Below are 19113 nucleotides of genomic sequence, written 5' to 3'. Positions count from 1 at the left end.
CGTGCGACTCGTCCCCCCGGTGAAGGAGACGGCGGCAGAAGCCTGCCTGTTGTCGCACGCTCGTACGACGGCCTGCTGCGCAGATCGGCCCGCACCGGGTCAGCCGCCGCAGAGGGCGACGGGCGGGTGGTCGGACGCGACCCGCCGCAGGGGCTTCACCCTCCGTGCCCCTCAGGCACCAACCCGATCTGAACCAGCGGCTTGCCCCGCTTGCGGGACACGAACACACCCCTGCCCGCAGGCATCGGACGCGGCCGCACGCCACCCAGCAGATCTCCTTCGCCGGGATCGCCGGCGAGCACCACACCTTGCGCCCCGAGTTCCTTCATACGCTGCATGAAGGGCTCGTACCCAGCCCGCCCCGCGCCCGCCGTCGACCTGGCGATGATGAACCGCACCCCCACGTCCCGGGCGAACGGCAGCAGTTCCGTCAGGCCGGACAGCGGATTGCCGCTCGACGTGGACACCAGGTCGTAGTCGTCGATGACGATGTAGACCGTCGGGCCACGCCACCAGCTGCGGTCGCGCAGTTGATCGGGCGTCACGTCCGCGGTGGGCGTACGGCGCTGCATCAGGTTGGCAAGCGCGTCCATGTGGTGCTGCATCTGGTTCGACATGGGGATGTATTCCGCCAGATGCGAGTTCGGCGTCAGGCCCAGCAGAGAGCGCCGGTTGTCGACCACGAACAGCTTGCACTCGTCGCCGTCATAGCGCTCGGTGAGGCGCTGGATGAGCAGCTTCAACAGGTTGGACTTGCCGGACTCGCTCTCGCCGAAGATGAGGAAGAACGGGTCCTGGTCGAAGTCCACGAACACCGGCTGGAGGTTGTCCTCGTCAAGCGCGAAGGAGATCCCGCGGTTCGGGAAGCGGTTGCCAGGGGGAAGCTGGTCCGCCCGGAACTCCCTCGGTAGTAGCCGGACTTCCGGGGCACCCGGCTGCTGCCAGTGCCGGGAGACCTCGGTGGTGAGAGCCTGCGTCGCCTCGGCCAGGTCCGTGTCGGAGGAGAGACCGTCGATCCGGGGGACCGCCGCCATGAAGTGCTGCTTCTGCGGGGTCTGACCGCGGCCCGGCACGCCGGTCGGCACATTGGCCGCGACCTTGCGGTCGAACTCGGAGTCCATGGGGTCACCGAGCCTCAGCTCAAGGCGGTTCATCAGATGGTCCTTGAGGTTGGCACGGACCTCCATCGAGCGCGAGGCGGTGAGAATCACATGGATGCCGTAGCCGAGACCGCGCGCCGCGATGTCCAGCACCGCGGGCTCCAGCCCGTCGTAGTCCGAACGGAAGTTGCCCCAGCCGTCGATGACGAGGAAGACATCACCCCACGGCTGGTCGGTCGTCGAGATGTCGCCCCGCGCGCGACGAGCCCGGAACTCGGCGATGGAGGAGATGCCTGCGGTGCGGAAGTACTCCTCACGCCGCGTCATGATGCCGTACACCTCGGCGACCGTACGCCGCACTTTCTCGGGGTCCAGACGCGAGGCCACCCCGCCCACGTGTGGCAGTCCCGCCATCGCCGACAGGCCGCCACCGCCGAAGTCGAGTCCGTAGAACTGCACCTCCTGCGGGGTGTGCGTGAGCGCGAACGACGCGAGGATCGAGCGCAGCAAGGTTGACTTGCCGGACTGCGGGCCACCGAGGATCTGCATATGGCCGGCCGCGCCTGCGAAGTCCGTCCAGAGCGGGTCGCGCCGCTGCTCGTACGGCTTGTCGACGAGCCCGACCGGGACGACGAGCCGGCCCGCGCCCTCGTAGCCGGGCTGGGTGAGACCGCGGCCCGGCACCGCAGCCAGGCCAGGCAGCAACGAGTCCAGTGACGGCGGGCTGTCGAGGGGTGGCAGCCACACCTGGTGGGCTGCCGGGCCCTGCGCCTCGAGACGCCGCACGATGACGTCGAGCACGGTATCGGCGAGCGCGTCGTCGGCCCTGTCCGGTTCCTCCTCCTGACGCTGCTGCGGTACCGCCACGTACTGGACCGGCACCGGGGACGCGGTGAACAGCACGGGCTTGCGGTCGACCGGGATCGGTCCGCTGAACGCCGCTGCCTGCTGGGAACTCGCGCGGTACACACCAGAGACGTACGCGGCTTTGAAGCGGACCATTTCGTCGGTGCCGAACTTCAGAAAGCCGGAACCGGGGACGTTCGGTAGCTCGTAGGCGTCCGGGACGCCGATTGCGGCACGCGACTCCGCAGCCGAGAACGTCCGCAGGCCGATCCGGTACGACAGGTACGTTTCCAGGCCGCGCAGACGCCCCTCTTCGAGGCGTTGCGAGGCCAGCAGCAGGTGCACACCGAGCGATCGGCCGATGCGGCCGATCTGCACGAACATCTCGATGAAGTCCGGCTTGGCTGTGAGCAATTCACTGAACTCGTCGATGACGATGACGAGCGAGGGGATCGGCTGAAGCGGGGCACCGGCCGCGCGCGCCTTCTCGTAGGCATGAATGTTGGCGTAATTGCCGGCGTCGCGCAGCATCTCCTGGCGGCGGTTGAGTTCACCGCGGATGGAGTCGCCCATGCGGTCGACGAGGGTCAGGTCGTCCGCAAGATTGGTGATGACCGCGGCGACGTGCGGCATCCGGGCCATGCCGGCGAAGGTCGCACCGCCCTTGAAGTCCGCGAGGACGAAGTTCAGGGTTTCCGAGGAATGAGTTACGGCGAGGCCGAGGACGAGCGTGCGCAGGAGTTCTGACTTGCCCGAGCCCGTGGCACCGACGCACAGGCCGTGCGGGCCCATGCCTTCCTGCGCTGCTTCCTTGAGGTCGAGCATGACGGGCCGGCCGTCCTCGCCGACGCCGATCGGCACGCGTAGCCGCTCGGACTGCGAGCGTGGCCGCCAGGTGCGCCTGGGATCGACGGCGGCGGCGTCGCCGAGGTTGAGCAGGTCCGTGAACTCCAGGTTCGCCAGGAGAGGTTGGTCGTCGTCACCGCCCGACGCCGGCCGCAGCGGAGCCAACTGCCTGGCCAGGGCTTCCGTTGCCTCGTAGGACAGCACGTCGGGCGTGCCCTCGTAGACCATGCCGTGCGCCGATTCCAGGCGCAGCTCGCGAGGATGTACGACGACGGAGAGATCACCGCGTCCGCCCGTGAGGTGGCCGGGTGCCACCTCGAGAACTGTCACGCCCTGCACGCCTTCCGGACTGGCCAGTAGTGAGGTGGGGGGCAGGGAGACACCGTCGAGAACGACCACCACGTGCGGCTGCTCGGGCACCGGCGGCGCGGTGGGATGGAAGCGCGGACGGCCCTGGAGCCGGGTGCTCAGCAGTTCCTCGAGTTCGACAGTGTTGGTGCTGATCAGGCGAAGGCTGCCGGCACCGTCAGCTTCCCTTTGCGTCTGCACATGTGGCAGCCACTTGGCCCACTCCCACTCGGGCGCAGTCTCGCCGGTGACGGCGACGGCGATGACGAGATCCTCAGGGGAGTGCAGCGACGCGAGGGAAGCGGTCATCGCGCGGGCGGCGCCGCGTACGGTGGCCGGATCGCCGCTGATCGACACGTGATAGAAGGCGCGCAGAGAGACCGCCATCGGCAGGTCCTCAAGGGTGCTGTGTGCCGCCAGGAAGCGCTGCATGGCGCCCGCCGTCAGCGGCTCCAGCTGGTCCACCGGCGCGCTTTCCGGCGGAATCAGAGGTGTGGCCAGGGCTTGCGGGCCGAGGCCCACGCGCACCTGCCCGAAGTCCTCATCGCCAGTGCGGCGTTCCCACACCCGGCTGCCCTCTGCGACCAGCGCCCACAGTTGCTCCGGTGAAGGGTGCAGGTAGTACTGGGCGTCGCGTTGGGCCTTGGCTGTATCTTGCGCGTTGCGGCGGGTCTGGGACAGATATCTGAGGTAGTCGCGGCGCATGTCGGCCAACTGACCTTGGGTGCCCCGCCGATATCGGATCAGCATGGCGATGCCCATGGCGATCGTCGAGGCCACCATCACCATGCCCATGATCTTCATGAAGGGATGGGCCTGGGGGTTGAAGAAGAACACCACGGACCCGCCCATGCCGAGCATGGGCAGGAGCTGCATCAGGGCGCCTTCCTGCTGCCCGCGCGGAAGCTCGGGCGGTGGTTGCAGCATTACTTCTTCCGTGGGCACTTCCCTAGGCAGTGCTCGCGGTGGGCGCTTGACGACGATGTGGCTCACTTCGCACCAATTCCCTTGCCCAGCCGATCAGTTCCATTTGCCGCCCGTGTCCGGCGAACGTCGATCGCGAAGCGTGATCCTACTGACAAGCAATGACATCGGTGGACGGTAGGGTGCCACCCGAGACGTGTGAGCAGTTGCGAATCGGATCAGGAGAACCGGGCAATCCGCAACGTTCGATACGAGTGCCGCCGCCTGCTCCTCAGCCAAGCAGCGCATGTGACCGGCGGCGCGGGCGGTGGGCGCGACGTACAGAGATCTTTACCGGCGGTCGGGCGCTTGGCGCCGCGATCGTCTTCACCACTGACGAGGGGAACAGCAGGTGAGTATGACGGCCTCAGTGCCGACCGGCGCGACCAGCGGAGCGGGCACCGGAGCCCCTCTCGGGGTGGGCACCGGGTCTGGCTTCTGCCGGGTCACCATCGTGGCGCCTGACAGCCGGATCGACGTGGCACTGCCTGACGACCTAGCGGTCGCCGACCTCTACCCTGAGATCCTGCGGCTCTCCCGACAGAGCCCCGCCGAGGGCGCTCCCGTCGGCTATCACCTCGTACGCCGTGACGGCACCGTTCTCGACGGTTCCCGCTCCTTCGCGGCACAGCGGATCCTCGACGGCGAGTTGCTTACGCTGCGGCCCTTTGCCGAGTCGCTGCCCCCCGCGGTCTTCGACGACGTCTCCGAGGCGGTGGCTGCCGCTGTCACCCAGGATCGCACGCTGTGGAGTGGCACCCTCACCCGTGTCGCCGGGCTGATGGCGGGTGGGATCCTGTCCGCATTGCTCGCCTTCGTGGTCTGGAGTTCCCAGACCCGCCACGACATGCACAGCCTCCAGGGCATCCTGGCCGCCGTCGCCGGTGTCCTCCTGACCACCATGGCGTGCGTTCGTGCGCGGGTGTACACAGACCGGGGCTCCGCGGTCGCCCTGGGCCTGGGCGCCCTCCCTAACATCGCTGTCGCGGGCTCCGGACTGCTGCCCCTGTCGGCGGGGCAGGGCATCGGACGGCTGCAGTTCCTGCTCGCGTGCGCCGCGGTCCTCGTCGCCTCCGTCGTCCTCACACTGGTGTCGCCGGGTGGCGACGGCCCCTTCGTGGCGTTCGTATTCGCCTCCGCGATCGGTCTGCTCACCACGTTCGTTGCGATGCTCACACATCTCAGGCCCGTCGAGACCGCCGCTGTATGTGCCCCGCTCGCCGTCTGCGCCCTCGCCTTCCTGCCTGGCCTGTCCATGCGCTTCGCCCGGTTGCCCATCGGCTTCGACGCCCCCACCCCCGCAGGCGGCTACACGAGGGAGGAGACAGCACAGCAGGAGCCCCTCGACGCCGAGCGCATCGCCGCCCAGGCCCGCCGCGGCCACGAACTCCTCGTCGGCCTCGTTGGTGGATGCGCCCTCGTCGCCGTCGGCGCGTCGATCGTCCTCGGCTTCGAGGACAACGTATGGGCGCAGCTCCTCGCACTGGCCACAGGCGTCGCGATGCTGATGCGAGCCCAGCTGTTCCGCTACACGGCGCAGGTCGGCGCCACACTCGCCGCCGGTCTGGCCGCCCTGATCTTCCTCGGCCTCGGACTGGCCCTGAACCCGCCCGTGGAGTCCTGGCGGGACGCCCTCCAAGGCGACACCGCCGGCCTCGACATCCGCTCCGTCTGGCTCGCAGCCGCCATCGCCGTAGCCACCACCCTGGTGACCGCGATCGGCCTGATCGCTCCGCGCCGCGGCGTCACCCCCGTCTGGGGGCGCTTCCTGGAGATTGCCGAGGGCTTCGTCCTGCTCACTTTGATCCCGCTGGCCCTGGCCGTCTTCGACGTCTATGCGCAGGCGCGGGCCATGACCGGCTAGCGCACGCGTCAGGGCGCCGCATGTCAGAGCGGGTGGCACGCGCGCGTGCCACCCGCTCTGACAGGGCTCACGTGGCGGCGAGACCCTCGCCGGACGACCGCGGCTCGAGATCGAACTCCCCGTCCCGCGCCCCCAGCACGAACGCCCGCCACTCCGCCTCGGTGTAGCGCAGCACCGTCTCCGGGTCGAGCGAGGACCGCATGGCCACGGCCCCCTCGGGCAAGTACGCGATCTCGACCCGCTCCTCGTGCTCCTCGGTGCCCGGCGCGCAGTGCCACTCGACACCGGAGATGTCGAGGGCGTAGAGCTCGTCCCGCTCCCGCTCCTTGCGTGCCTTGATCTCCTCAGCCGTCTCCGCCATCTCGCAGCGACCCCTTCCCGACGTACGAACGATCCGAGCCCGCCCACCCTAGTGGCCGCCCGGGCCCCGGTCGGGAGGTTCGGGGACCAGGGCAAAGACGCCCCCGACCGCCTGGTACCCTGGTCGACGGCCGTTTGTGTACGCACCCCCGGAGCCGATCGCCCTGGAGGCCGCGCCCAGCGGATCCCCGCCTTCCGAGTCATGGAAGCTCCCCCGAGAAGCAGACCGGGGGCACTCGGTGGCCATCCACAGATGATGAGGAGTACGCGTGTCGCTCGACGCCGCTACGAAGAAGCAGATCATGGCCGAGTTCGGTACCAAGGAGGGTGACACCGGCTCCCCCGAGGTCCAGGTCGCCCTGCTGTCGCGTCGGATCTCCGACCTGACCGAGCACCTCAAGACCCACAAGCACGACCACCACTCCCGCCGTGGCCTGCTGATCCTGGTGGGTCAGCGTCGCCGCCTTCTCCAGTACCTGGCGAAGAAGGACATCCAGCGCTTCCGTACGCTGGTCGACCGCCTCGGCATCCGCCGCGGTGCGGCGGGCGCCAAGTAAGACGCCGTGAAGGGAGCGGTTCCCGGGAGAAACGGGACCGCTCCCTTTGCTGTACGCGCGGAACTGTACGTGCGGAGTGTCACCACCCCTTTGTAGTGTGGTAGCACAACGCAATACGGACGACACAGCACGACAAGAAGAGGAGAGGCGCTCCACGCCGCCGCCGGTCCTCGGTAGTGGCCCCCGGGGGAAAGCGAGCCCCGGGTGCTTCGATCGAAGACCGGCCCGCACAGCACGGCGCGCATCTCCGCAACCGTCCCCCTGCCACACGGGCAGCCGGGGACGAAGACGAGGAGAAAACGCTAGTGGAGAACGAGACCCACTACGCCGAGGCCGTCATCGACAACGGCGCCTTCGGCACCCGCACCATCCGTTTCGAGACGGGCCGCCTGGCCAAGCAGGCCGCCGGCTCCGCCGTGGCGTACCTGGACGACGACACCATGGTGCTGTCGGCCACCACCGCCTCCAAGAACCCCAAGGACCAGCTCGACTTCTTCCCGCTCACGGTGGACGTCGAGGAGCGGATGTACGCCGCCGGTAAGATCCCCGGCAGCTTCTTCCGCCGCGAGGGCCGCCCCTCCGAGGACGCGATCCTCACCTGCCGCCTGATCGACCGCCCGCTGCGCCCGTCCTTCAAGAAGGGCCTGCGCAACGAGATCCAGGTCGTGGCCACGATCATGGCGCTCAACCCCGACCACCTGTACGACGTCGTGGCGATCAACGCCGCCTCCGCGTCCACGCAGCTGGCCGGCCTGCCCTTCTCCGGCCCGATCGGCGGCGTCCGCGTCGCACTGATCCGCGGCCAGTGGGTCGCCTTCCCGACGCACACCGAGCTCGAGGACGCCGTCTTCGACATGGTCGTCGCGGGCCGCGTCCTGGAGGACGGCGACGTCGCGATCATGATGGTCGAGGCCGAGGCCACCGAGAAGACCATCAAGCTGGTCGAGGGCGGCGCCGAGGCGCCGACCGAGGAGGTCGTCGCGGCCGGTCTGGACGCCGCGAAGCCCTTCATCAAGGTCCTCTGCAAGGCCCAGTCGGACCTCGCCTCCAAGGCCGCCAAGCCCACCGGCGAGTTCCCGATCTTCCTCGACTACCAGGACGACGTCCTGGAGGCGCTCACCGCCGCCGTCAAGCCCGAGCTCGCCCAGGCGCTCACCATCGCCGGCAAGCAGGAGCGCGAGGCCGAGCTGGACCGCGTCAAGCAGCTCGCCGCCGAGAAGCTCCTGCCGGAGTTCGAGGGCCGCGAGAAGGAGATCTCCGCCGCGTACCGCTCGCTGACCAAGACCCTGGTCCGTGAGCGCGTCATCAAGGAGAAGAAGCGCATCGACGGCCGCGGGCTGACGGACATCCGTACGCTCGCCGCCGAGGTCGAGGCCATCCCGCGGGTCCACGGCTCCGCCGTGTTCGAGCGTGGCGAGACCCAGATCCTGGGCGTCACCACCCTGAACATGCTCCGCATGGAGCAGCAGCTGGACACCCTCTCCCCGGTGACCCGCAAGCGCTACATGCACAACTACAACTTCCCGCCGTACTCCACCGGCGAGACCGGCCGCGTCGGCTCCCCGAAGCGCCGCGAGATCGGCCACGGCGCCCTCGCCGAGCGCGCCCTGATCCCGGTCCTGCCGACGCGCGAGGAGTTCCCCTACGCGATCCGCCAGGTCTCCGAGGCGCTCAGCTCCAACGGCTCGACGTCCATGGGCTCGGTCTGCGCCTCCACCATGTCGCTGCTGAACGCCGGTGTGCCCCTGAAGGCCCCCGTCGCCGGTATCGCCATGGGCCTGATCTCCCAGGAGATCGAGGGCGAGACGCATTACGTCACCCTCACCGACATCCTCGGTGCGGAGGACGCCTTCGGCGACATGGACTTCAAGGTCGCCGGCACCAAGGAGTTCGTGACCGCCCTCCAGCTCGACACCAAGCTGGACGGCATCCCCGCCTCCGTCCTGGGCGCGGCCCTGAAGCAGGCCCGTGACGCCCGCCTCCACATCCTCGACGTGATGATGGAAGCGATCGACACCCCGGACGAGATGTCCCCGAACGCCCCGCGGATCATCACCGTCAAGATCCCCGTGGACAAGATCGGTGAGGTCATCGGCCCCAAGGGCAAGATGATCAACCAGATCCAGGAGGACACCGGCGCCGAGATCACCATCGAGGACGACGGCACCATCTACATCGGTGCCGCCGACGGCCCCTCCGCCGAGGCCGCCCGCGCCACGATCAACGGCATCGCCAACCCGACGATGCCCGAGGTCGGCGAGCGCTACCTCGGTACGGTCGTGAAGACGACCACCTTCGGCGCGTTCGTCTCCCTGCTCCCCGGCAAGGACGGTCTGCTGCACATCTCGCAGATCCGCAAGCTGGCCGGCGGCAAGCGCGTGGAGAACGTCGAGGACGTCCTCGGCGTGGGCCAGAAGGTCCAGGTCGAGATCGCCGAGATCGACTCCCGCGGCAAGCTCTCCCTCATCCCCGTGATCGAGGGCGAGGAAGGCGACGAGACGAAGAAGGACGACGCCGACCAGTGACGTCCCGTGGCTCCAAGGCGACGGCCCGCACCTCCTCGGAGGCGCGGGCCGTCGCCCGTACCCAAACCCTCATCAAAGGCCAGAACGGCATCGGCACGGTCCGCAAGACCACCCTCCCGGGCGGCCTGCGCATCGTCACCGAGACCCTGCCCTCGGTCCGCTCGGCGACCTTCGGCATCTGGGCGCACGTCGGCTCCCGTGACGAGACGCCCGCGCTGAACGGCGCCACCCACTACCTGGAGCACCTGCTCTTCAAGGGCACGAACCGCAGGTCGGCCCTGGACATCTCCTCCGCCATCGACGCCGTCGGCGGCGAGATGAACGCGTTCACGGCGAAGGAGTACACGTGCTACTACGCACGCGTGCTCGACACGGACCTGCCGCTCGCCATCGACGTCGTCTGCGACATGCTCACCGGCTCGCTCATCCTCGAGGAGGACGTGGACGTCGAGCGCGGCGCCATCCTCGAAGAGATCGCCATGACCGAGGACGACCCGGGCGACTGCGTGCACGACCTGTTCGCGCGCACGATGTTCGGCGACAACCCCCTCGGCCGCCCGGTCCTCGGCACGGTCGCCACGGTCAACGCCCTCACCGCCGACCGCATCCGCCGCTTCTACAAGAAGCACTACGACCCGACCCACCTGGTCGTCGCCTGCGCCGGCAACATCGACCACGCCAAGGTCGTCCGACAGGTCCGCGCCGCCTTCGAGAAGGCCGGCGCCTTCAAGGACCTCACCGCCGAGCCCGTCGCCCCGCGCGACGGCAAGCGCGCCCTGCGCACCGCCGGCCGCGTCGAGCTGATCGACCGCAAGACCGAGCAGGCCCACGTCGTGCTCGGCATGCCGGGCCTGTCCCGCACCGACGAGCGCCGCTGGGCCCTGGGCGTCCTGAACACCGCCCTCGGTGGCGGCATGTCCTCCCGCCTCTTCCAGGAGGTCCGCGAGAAGCGCGGCCTGGCCTACAGCGTGTACTCGTACACCTCCGGCTTCGCCGACTGCGGTCTGTTCGGCGTCTACGCCGGCTGCCGCCCCTCCCAGGTGCACGACGTGCTGAAGATCTGCCGCGACGAACTCGACCACGTCGCCGAGCACGGCCTCTCGGACGACGAGATCGGGCGCGCGATCGGCCAGCTCCAGGGCTCCACGGTCCTCGGCCTGGAGGACACCGGCGCGCTGATGAACCGTATCGGCAAGAGCGAGCTGTGCTGGGGCGAGCAGATGTCCGTCGACGACATGCTGTCCCGGATAGCCTCGGTCACCCCGGACGACGTCCGCTCGGTCGCCCGCGAGATCCTGGGACGGCGGCCCTCCCTGTCGGTCATCGGCCCGCTGAAGGACAAACAGGCGGCTCGCCTGCACGACGCCGTCGCCTGACAAACCCCCTGGTGAAAGAAGCACAAGAGATGAGCAAGCTGCGCGTGGCGGTCCTCGGCGCCAAGGGCCGGATCGGCTCGGAAGCCGTACGAGCCGTCGAAGCCGCCGACGACATGGAGCTGGTGGCCGCCCTCGGCCGGGGCGACAAGCTGGAGACGCTGACCGACTCCGGCGCCCAGGTCGTCGTCGAACTGACCACGCCCGACTCGGTCATGGCCAACCTCGACTTCTGCGTACGCCACGGCATCCACGCGGTCGTCGGCACCACCGGCTGGACCGACGAGCGCCTCGCGCAGCTGAACGGCTGGCTGGAGCAGTCCCCGCAGACGGGCGTGCTCATCGCGCCGAACTTCTCCATCGGGGCCGTCCTCACCATGAAGTTCGCGCAGATCGCCGCCCCCTACTTCGAGTCCGTCGAGGTCGTCGAACTGCACCACCCGAACAAGGTGGACGCCCCCTCCGGCACCGCCACGCGCACCGCGCAGCTCATCGCCGAGGCCCGCCGCGCCGCCGGCACCGCCCCGGCACCCGACGCCACCACCACCGCCCTCGACGGCGCCCGCGGCGCCGACGTCGACGGCGTCCCGGTCCACGCCGTCCGGCTGCGCGGGCTCCTCGCCCACCAGGAGGTCCTGCTCGGCGCCGAGGGCGAGACCCTGACGGTCCGGCATGATTCGCTCCATCACAGCAGCTTCATGCCGGGCATCCTGCTCGGCGCCCGCCGCGTGGTGAGCACCCCGGGCCTGACCTTCGGCCTGGAACACTTCCTGGACCTGAACTGAGCCCCTGACCGTCATGCGCGCGAAGCTCTCCTACGCCCTCACGGCCGCCGTCCTGGTCGTCTACTTCGTCCTGGTCGGCAGCCGCGGCGTCCTGCTCATCGAGATCGGCACGCCCCTCACCGTCACCTTCGGTGTCGCGGTGCTGATCCTGCCGGTCATCGGCGTGTGGTTCCTGTGGAAGAACACCCAGTTCGTCCGCCGGGCCAACGCCCTCGCCGCGGAACTCGACGCCGAGGGCGGCCTGCCCGTGGACGAGTTGAAGCGCACCCCCAGCGGCCGCGTCGACCGCGACTCCGCCGACGAGGTCTTCGCCAGGCGCAAGGCCGAGACGGAGGCCGCTCCCGACGACTGGCGCACCTGGTTCCGCCTCGCCATCGCCTACCACGACGCCCGCGACACCCCGCGGGCCCGCAAGGCGATGCAGCGCGCGATCGCCCTGCACGACGGCAAGCAGCCCGAAGCCGCCTGACATCCCCTTCCCACTCATGCCGGTGGGGCCGGACCGCGCACGGTCCGGCCCCACCGGCATGAGGACGAGCAGATCAGCGCGGACCGTACTCCTCGGCCCACGCCTCCACCGAGTCGGCCGCCCGGTCGAAGGCCTCCGTGCGGCCCAGGAAGTCCGCGTTGTGCGTGGTCAGCAGCGGCGGCAGACCGTCCGCCGGCCGCCCCTGCCGCGCGAGCAGCAGCGCCTGACCCTGCACCGTCCGGGGCAGTCCCAGCCAGCGCACCGGCTGCTGCACCGTACGCACGGAGGTGACCTGCTCCCAGGGGGCCGTACGCGTCGTGAGGAAACCCACGTGCCGCAGCCCGCGCGCGCTCACCCACACGCCCATGCGCAGCAGCCGCAGCGCCGCGACGATGACGAGCAGCCCGAGAGCGAACACCAGCCCGGCGGAGGCCGGTTCGGCCGTCGCCGCGATGATGACCGCGGCGAAGAGCACGAACGAGGCGAGCAGCAGCGCCAGCGCGGCCGCCGCCACTCGCCAGGGCCCGGGCCGGTACGGCCGCCGCCACCGATCACGGTCGTCGTAAGGGAGCGGAACGTCGTCCGCCGCCTCGAAAACGCGGTCGGCCGTCAGGAAGGGCAGGGGCACGGCTGGTCCTCACTCGATCCATGCGTGGGCTGTGCCCGGTGAGGCTACCGATCTGTGTCCCCGGTCACCACCGGCGGGGGGCCTGATGGAGTCACGGCCGGCCCGGGGGTGCTTCAGCGCCTCTCGGACGCCTGTGACTGCTGAGGCTGGTCGGTCGAGTGGTCGGGCGACAGCGCGGGCGTCCCGATGATCAGGGACCCCACGAGTCCCGCCACGATGGTGAGCCCCATGAGCCATCGGCCGGCCATCTGGCCGACGGACAGCCGCTCACGCGGTGGGGGAGTGACATTGCTGCGGAACCTGTCGGCCTCGGCGACGAAGGCGAACGGTACGGGTTCACGCCGACCGGACATCAGGGGTGCGTCTCCCTTCGGAGGTGGAACGGATCACTTTCATCTGTAGAGACGAACGAACTCCCTCAGAGGTGCCCTGTTTCACCAACTTCATTGCGGCACGTCACCAAACGTAGAGTGGCGTCGCCAAGAGACGCGATGGGAAGGCCCTGCGAACCGTGACCGAGACCCCCGACGACGACTTCAAGATCGATTTGCGCAGTGATGTCACTGTTGAGCTGGTGAAACACAGCGCGGCCGACTCCGACGTGCTGTTCGCAGCACGGGTTTCCACCCTGGGAGAGCAGTCCCTCGAGGAACTGCAGAAGGACCCCGATCGCTCGAAGGGTTTGATCAACTTCCTGATGCGGGACCGGCACGGCAGCCCGTTCGAGCACAACTCCATGACCTTCTTCGTGAGTGCGCCGATCTTCGTCTTCCGTGAGTTCATGCGGCATCGCGTCGGTTGGTCGTACAACGAGGAGAGTGGCCGCTACCGGGAGCTCCAGCCGGTGTTCTACGTGCCGGACACCTCTCGGAAGCTGATCCAGCAGGGTCGGCCGGGCAAGTACGAGTTCGTCGAGGGCACCCCCGAGCAGCACCAGCTGGTAGGCGAGGCCATGGAGGACTCCTACCGCCAGGCCTACAAGAAGTACCGACAGATGCTCGCCGCCGGTGTCGCCCGCGAGGTCGCCCGCGCGGTCCTCCCCGTCGGCCTGTACTCCTCGATGTACGCCACCTGCAACGCCCGCTCGCTGATGCACTTCCTCGGCCTGCGCACCCAGCACGAGCTGGCCAAGGTCCCGTCCTTCCCGCAGCGCGAGATCGAGATGGTCGGCGAGAAGATGGAGGCCGAGTGGGCCCGGCTCATGCCGCTCACGTACGCCGCCTTCAACGCGAACGGGCGCGTGGCGCCGTAACGCGCTCCCGTTCCCCGGCCAGGTACAGATGTACGGTTCAGTCGCGCGAAATGTCCGTATTGCGGCATTTAGAGAAGTTCATCTAGCCTGATCAAACGGGTCCGGCACTGCTTGAACCCCCGAGCAGGCAGTGCCGGGCTCCACCTTTGTCCTGACTTGTCGCCTCCCCCTAGGGCAGACCCGGTCCTGAGCAACGAGTAGCGTGTAACCCATGGCTCCGACCTCGACTCCGCAGACCCCCTTCGGGCGGGTCCTCACCGCCATGGTCACGCCCTTCACGGCGGACGGCGCACTCGACCTCGACGGCGCGCAGCGGCTCGCCACCCACCTGGTGGACGCAGGCAACGACGGCCTGATCATCAACGGCACCACCGGCGAGTCGCCCACCACCAGCGATGCGGAGAAATCGGATCTCGTACGGGCGGTGCTGGAAGCCGTCGGTGACCGCGCCCACATCGTGGCCGGAGTCGGCACCAACGACACCCACCACAGCATCGAACTGGCCCGCGCGGCGGAGCGCACCGGCGCACACGGCCTGCTCATCGTGACGCCGTACTACAACAAGCCCCCGCAGGAGGGCCTCTACCGGCACTTCACGGCTGTCGCCGACGCCACCGGCCTGCCGGTCATGCTCTACGACATCCCCGGCCGCAGCGGCGTCCCGATCAACACCGAGACGCTCGTCCGCCTCGCCGAGCACCCGCGCATCGTCGCCAACAAGGACGCCAAGGGCGACCTCGGCCGCGCCAGCTGGGCCATCGCCCGCTCCGGTCTCGCCTGGTACTCCGGCGACGACATGCTGAACCTGCCCCTGCTCTCCGTCGGCGCGGTCGGCTTCGTCTCCGTCGTCGGCCACGTGGTCACCCCCGAGCTACGCGCCCTCGTCGAGGCGTACACCTCGGGCGACGTCCAGAAGGCCACCGAGATCCACCAGAAGCTGCTCCCGGTCTACACGGGCATGTTCCGCACGCAGGGCGTGATGACCACCAAGGCGGCGCTCGCCCTGCAGGGTCTGCCCGCCGGGCCCCTGCGCGCCCCCATGGTGGAGTGCGCGCCCGAGGAGATCGAGCAACTCAAGATCGATCTTGCCGCCGGCGGGGTACAGCTCTGACACCAGACTTCGCGCGGATCCCCGCGCATGTGCTTCACAACTGAATAAGCGGGCCACCGGTGCCCGCACCACCCCACAACGACAACTGCTCATGCACGAACGTCACGCGCGCCACGTGCCCTACCGGTACGTGGCGCGTGTGGTGAGGAGAGTCTTTTGAGTCATCCGCATCCTGAACTCGGCCCGCCCCCGCCGCTCCCCGAAGGCGGCCTGCGGGTCACCCCGCTCGGCGGCCTCGGCGAGATCGGCCGGAACATGACGGTCTTCGAGTACGGCGGCCGCCTGCTGATCGTCGACTGCGGAGTGCTCTTCCCTGAGGAGGAGCAGCCCGGAATCGACCTGATCCTGCCGGACTTCTCGTCCGTCAGGGACCGCCTCGACGACATCGAGGGCATCGTCCTCACGCACGGCCACGAGGACCATATCGGCGGCGTCCCCTTCCTCCTGCGCGAGAAGCCGGACATCCCGCTGATCGGCTCCAAGCTGACCCTCGCTCTCATCGAGGCCAAGCTCCAGGAGCACCGCATCCGCCCGTACACCCTCGAGGTGGCGGAGGGGCACCGCGAGCGCATCGGCCCGTTCGAATGCGAGTTCGTCGCGGTCAACCACTCCATCCCGGACGCACTGGCCGTGGCCATCCGCACCCCCGCGGGCATGGTGGTCCACACCGGCGACTTCAAGATGGACCAGCTCCCACTGGACAGCCGCCTCACCGACCTCCACGCATTCGCACGCCTGAGCGAGGAGGGCATCGACCTCCTCCTCTCGGACTCGACGAACGCCGAGGTTCCGGGCTTCACCCCGCACGAGCGGGACATCTCCAACGTCCTGCGCCAGGTCTTCGCGGGCGCCCGCAAGCGCATCATCGTCGCGAGCTTCGCCAGCCACGTGCACCGCATCCAGCAGATCCTGGACGCGGCGTACGAGTACGGCCGCCGGGTCGCCTTCGTCGGCCGCTCCATGGTCCGCAACATGGGCATCGCCCGGGACCTGGGCTACCTGAAGGTCCCGCCGGGCCTGGTCGTCGACGTCAAGACGCTCGACGACCTCCCGGACAACGAGGTGGTCCTGGTCTGCACGGGCTCCCAGGGCGAGCCCATGGCGGCCCTGTCCCGCATGGCCAACCGCGACCACCAGATCCGCATCGTCCAGGGCGACACGGTGATCCTGGCGTCGTCCCTGATCCCGGGCAACGAGAACGCGGTCTACCGCGTGATCAACGGCCTCACCCGCTGGGGCGCCAACGTGGTCCACAAGGGCAACGCCAAGGTCCACGTCTCGGGCCACGCCTCCGCGGGCGAGCTGCTGTACTTCTACAACATCTGCCGCCCGAGGAACCTGATGCCGGTCCACGGCGAATGGCGCCACCTGCGCGCCAACGCCGAGCTGGGCGCCCTGACCGGCGTCCCGCACGACCGCATCGTCATCGCCGAGGACGGCGTCGCCGTCGACCTCATCGAGGGCAAGGCCAAGATCTCCGGCAAGGTCCAGGCGGGTTACGTCTACGTCGACGGCCTCTCCGTCGGGGACGTGGGCGAGCCGGCCCTCAAGGACCGCAAGATCCTCGGTGACGAGGGCATCATCTCGGTCTTCGTGGTCATCGACTCGTCCACTGGAAAGATCACCGGCGGCCCGCACGTCCAGGCCCGCGGCTCCGGCATCGAGGACTCCGCCTTCGGCGATGTGATCCCCCGGATCACCGAGGTACTCGAACGCTCCGCGCAGGACGGCGTGGTCGAACCCCACCAGCTGCAGCAGCTCGTACGCCGCACGCTGGGCAAGTGGGTCTCGGACACGTACCGGCGCCGGCCGATGATCCTGCCTGTGGTGGTGGAGGTCTGACGACCCGTCGGGTCTGAGCCAGTGCCAACTGGGAGCGGGGCGCCTCGATTTGCATCGAGGCGCCCCGCTCCAGTAGGTTTACAACTCCTCCCGACGGGGCACCCGGGCCAACTCAGGCGCCGAGGACATGTCCGGCCGGGGCGGGAAATCCGACTCAGAAACTTCTGATAAAGTCGGATGCGCCGGAAAGGGAAACGCGGAAGCGGGAACCTGGAAAGCACCGAGGAAATCGGATCGAGAAAAGATCTGATAGAGTCGGAAACGCAAGACCGAAGGGAAGCGCCCGGAGGAAAGCCCGAGAGGGTGAGTACAAAGGAAGCGACCGTTCCTTGAGAACTCAACAGCGTGCCAAAGTCAACGCCAGATATGTTGATACCCCGTCCATCGGACAACCGATGGTCGAGGTTCCTTTGAAAAAACACAGCGAGGACGCTGTGAACGGTCGGGCTTATTCCGCCTGACTGTTCCGCTCTCGTGGTGTTGCACCGGATTACCGGTACACATTCACGGAGAGTTTGATCCTGGCTCAGGACGAACGCTGGCGGCGTGCTTAACACATGCAAGTCGAACGATGAACCACTTCGGTGGGGATTAGTGGCGAACGGGTGAGTAACACGTGGGCAATCTGCCCTGCACTCTGGGACAAGCCCTGGAAACGGGGTCTAATACCGGATATGACCATCTTGGGCATCCTTGATGGTGTAAAGCTCCGGCGGTGCAGGATGAGCCCGCGGCCTATCAGCTTGTTGGTGAGGTAACGGCTCACCAAGGCGACGACGGGTAGCCGGCCTGAGAGGGCGACCGGCCACACTGGGACTGAGACACGGCCCAGACTCCTACGGGAGGCAGCAGTGGGGAATATTGCACAATGGGCGCAAGCCTGATGCAGCGACGCCGCGTGAGGGATGACGGCCTTCGGGTTGTAAACCTCTTTCAGCAGGGAAGAAGCGAAAGTGACGGTACCTGCAGAAGAAGCGCCGGCTAACTACGTGCCAGCAGCCGCGGTAATACGTAGGGCGCGAGCGTTGTCCGGAATTATTGGGCGTAAAGAGCTCGTAGGCGGCTTGTCGCGTCGGTTGTGAAAGCCCGGGGCTTAACCCCGGGTCTGCAGTCGATACGGGCAGGCTAGAGTTCGGTAGGGGAGATCGGAATTCCTGGTGTAGCGGTGAAATGCGCAGATATCAGGAGGAACACCGGTGGCGAAGGCGGATCTCTGGGCCGATACTGACGCTGAGGAGCGAAAGCGTGGGGAGCGAACAGGATTAGATACCCTGGTAGTCCACGCCGTAAACGGTGGGCACTAGGTGTGGGCAACATTCCACGTTGTCCGTGCCGCAGCTAACGCATTAAGTGCCCCGCCTGGGGAGTACGGCCGCAAGGCTAAAACTCAAAGGAATTGACGGGGGCCCGCACAAGCGGCGGAGCATGTGGCTTAATTCGACGCAACGCGAAGAACCTTACCAAGGCTTGACATACACCGGAAAACCCTGGAGACAGGGTCCCCCTTGTGGTCGGTGTACAGGTGGTGCATGGCTGTCGTCAGCTCGTGTCGTGAGATGTTGGGTTAAGTCCCGCAACGAGCGCAACCCTTGTCCCGTGTTGCCAGCAGGCCCTTGTGGTGCTGGGGACTCACGGGAGACCGCCGGGGTCAACTCGGAGGAAGGTGGGGACGACGTCAAGTCATCATGCCCCTTATGTCTTGGGCTGCACACGTGCTACAATGGCCGGTACAATGAGCTGCGATACCGCGAGGTGGAGCGAATCTCAAAAAGCCGGTCTCAGTTCGGATTGGGGTCTGCAACTCGACCCCATGAAGTCGGAGTCGCTAGTAATCGCAGATCAGCATTGCTGCGGTGAATACGTTCCCGGGCCTTGTACACACCGCCCGTCACGTCACGAAAGTCGGTAACACCCGAAGCCGGTGGCCCAACCCCTTGTGGGAGGGAGCTGTCGAAGGTGGGACTGGCGATTGGGACGAAGTCGTAACAAGGTAGCCGTACCGGAAGGTGCGGCTGGATCACCTCCTTTCTAAGGAGCACTTCTAAGCCGGTCCTTCGGAGCTGGTTCAGAGGCCAGTACATCAGCGAACGTCTGATGCTGGTTGCTCATGGGTGGAACGTTGACTACTCGGCCAGAGTTTCGGGTCGGAGGCTGCTAGTACTGCTCACAAGAGCGTGGAACGCACGATCTCCGGGCGAGGACTGGTCGGGCACGCTGTTGGGTGTCTGAGGGAATGAACTTTCC

13 protein-coding genes and 1 rRNA gene are annotated in these 19113 nt (G+C 67.8%); 10 read left to right on the top strand and 4 right to left on the bottom strand.

Going from position 1 to position 19113, the window contains the following annotated elements:
• Nucleotides 1–155 precede the first annotated feature (155 nt).
• Complete coding sequence (gene eccCa / locus ACSUPV_RS10740) at nucleotides 156–4133, bottom strand: type VII secretion protein EccCa (protein WP_436947382.1); 3978 nt, start codon at nucleotides 4131–4133, stop codon at nucleotides 156–158.
• Nucleotides 4134–4461: 328 nt separating this feature from the next.
• Here eccCa and eccD point away from each other — a divergent pair, with 328 nt between their 5' ends.
• A complete protein-coding gene (gene eccD, locus ACSUPV_RS10735) occupies nucleotides 4462–5967 on the top strand; it encodes a type VII secretion integral membrane protein EccD (RefSeq protein WP_436947381.1) in 1506 nt (501 codons plus the stop codon).
• A 67-nt stretch (nucleotides 5968–6034) separates the two neighbouring features.
• On the opposite strand, the gene ACSUPV_RS10730 is transcribed toward eccD, so the two are convergent.
• Complete coding sequence (locus ACSUPV_RS10730; protein ID WP_382614753.1) at nucleotides 6035–6328, bottom strand: DUF397 domain-containing protein; 294 nt, start codon at nucleotides 6326–6328, stop codon at nucleotides 6035–6037.
• A 268-nt stretch (nucleotides 6329–6596) separates the two neighbouring features.
• Here ACSUPV_RS10730 and rpsO point away from each other — a divergent pair, with 268 nt between their 5' ends.
• The 5 genes from rpsO (at nucleotide 6597) to ACSUPV_RS10705 (ending at nucleotide 12036) form a co-directional block, all read left to right on the top strand.
• Nucleotides 6597–6884: a 30S ribosomal protein S15 gene (gene rpsO / locus ACSUPV_RS10725; protein ID WP_031118350.1), complete on the top strand. Its 288-nt coding sequence runs from the start codon at nucleotides 6597–6599 to the stop codon at nucleotides 6882–6884.
• Nucleotides 6885–7189: 305 nt separating this feature from the next.
• Nucleotides 7190–9409: a polyribonucleotide nucleotidyltransferase gene (locus tag ACSUPV_RS10720; protein WP_436947380.1), complete on the top strand. Its 2220-nt coding sequence runs from the start codon at nucleotides 7190–7192 to the stop codon at nucleotides 9407–9409.
• A complete protein-coding gene (locus ACSUPV_RS10715) occupies nucleotides 9406–10785 on the top strand; it encodes a M16 family metallopeptidase (protein ID WP_037767782.1) in 1380 nt (459 codons plus the stop codon). Before ACSUPV_RS10720 ends, ACSUPV_RS10715 begins: the two co-directional genes overlap by 4 nt.
• A gap of 29 nt (nucleotides 10786–10814) precedes the next feature.
• Nucleotides 10815–11567: a 4-hydroxy-tetrahydrodipicolinate reductase gene (gene dapB / locus ACSUPV_RS10710; protein WP_037767780.1), complete on the top strand. Its 753-nt coding sequence runs from the start codon at nucleotides 10815–10817 to the stop codon at nucleotides 11565–11567.
• Between the two features lie 13 nt (nucleotides 11568–11580).
• Nucleotides 11581–12036, top strand: a complete 456-nt coding sequence (locus tag ACSUPV_RS10705) for a hypothetical protein (RefSeq protein WP_359792561.1) — start codon at nucleotides 11581–11583, stop codon at nucleotides 12034–12036.
• Between the two features lie 73 nt (nucleotides 12037–12109).
• On the opposite strand, the gene ACSUPV_RS10700 is transcribed toward ACSUPV_RS10705, so the two are convergent.
• Together ACSUPV_RS10700 and ACSUPV_RS10695 are read right to left on the bottom strand one after the other, a co-directional pair.
• Nucleotides 12110–12664 carry a hypothetical protein gene (locus tag ACSUPV_RS10700; protein WP_436947379.1) on the bottom strand — a complete coding sequence of 185 codons (555 nt, stop codon included), beginning with the start codon at nucleotides 12662–12664 and terminating at the stop codon, nucleotides 12110–12112.
• Between the two features lie 113 nt (nucleotides 12665–12777).
• A complete protein-coding gene (locus tag ACSUPV_RS10695) occupies nucleotides 12778–13017 on the bottom strand; it encodes a hypothetical protein (protein WP_436947378.1) in 240 nt (79 codons plus the stop codon).
• Between the two features lie 158 nt (nucleotides 13018–13175).
• Here ACSUPV_RS10695 and thyX point away from each other — a divergent pair, with 158 nt between their 5' ends.
• The 4 genes from thyX to ACSUPV_RS10675 all read left to right on the top strand — a co-directional run bounded on the left by thyX (nucleotide 13176) and on the right by ACSUPV_RS10675 (nucleotide 18897).
• Nucleotides 13176–13916, top strand: a complete 741-nt coding sequence (gene thyX, locus ACSUPV_RS10690) for an FAD-dependent thymidylate synthase (RefSeq protein WP_031118342.1) — start codon at nucleotides 13176–13178, stop codon at nucleotides 13914–13916.
• 211 nt (nucleotides 13917–14127) lie between these two features.
• A complete protein-coding gene (dapA, locus tag ACSUPV_RS10685) occupies nucleotides 14128–15027 on the top strand; it encodes a 4-hydroxy-tetrahydrodipicolinate synthase (protein WP_037767772.1) in 900 nt (299 codons plus the stop codon).
• Nucleotides 15028–15183: 156 nt separating this feature from the next.
• Nucleotides 15184–16869 (top strand): ribonuclease J, encoded by a 1686-nt coding sequence (locus ACSUPV_RS10680; protein WP_037767770.1) that lies wholly within the window; start codon nucleotides 15184–15186, stop codon nucleotides 16867–16869.
• A 503-nt stretch (nucleotides 16870–17372) separates the two neighbouring features.
• Nucleotides 17373–18897 (top strand): 16S ribosomal RNA (locus tag ACSUPV_RS10675).
• The last annotated feature ends 216 nt before the right edge of the window (nucleotides 18898–19113 follow it).

Origin of the sequence: Streptomyces sp. SudanB52_2052 (assembly GCF_964272415.1) — a bacterium.
In the GTDB taxonomy this organism is placed as follows: Bacteria; Actinomycetota; Actinomycetes; order Streptomycetales; family Streptomycetaceae; genus Streptomyces; species Streptomyces olindensis.
Note: the sequence above shows the minus strand (reverse complement) of the source record. Positions and strands in the feature narration are given on the sequence as shown.

Excerpts from the sequence above, each read along its gene's own strand:
- eccD (WP_436947381.1), top strand. The coding sequence starts at position 4,462 with ATGACGGCCTCAGTGCCGACCGGCGCGACCAGCGGAGCGGGCACCGGA.
- ACSUPV_RS10705 (WP_359792561.1), top strand. The coding sequence starts at position 11,581 with ATGCGCGCGAAGCTCTCCTACGCCCTCACGGCCGCCGTCCTGGTCGTC.
- ACSUPV_RS10730 (WP_382614753.1), bottom strand. The coding sequence starts at position 6,328 with ATGGCGGAGACGGCTGAGGAGATCAAGGCACGCAAGGAGCGGGAGCGG.
- dapB (WP_037767780.1), top strand. The coding sequence starts at position 10,815 with ATGAGCAAGCTGCGCGTGGCGGTCCTCGGCGCCAAGGGCCGGATCGGC.
- dapA (WP_037767772.1), top strand. The coding sequence starts at position 14,128 with ATGGCTCCGACCTCGACTCCGCAGACCCCCTTCGGGCGGGTCCTCACC.
- ACSUPV_RS10695 (WP_436947378.1), bottom strand. The coding sequence starts at position 13,017 with ATGTCCGGTCGGCGTGAACCCGTACCGTTCGCCTTCGTCGCCGAGGCC.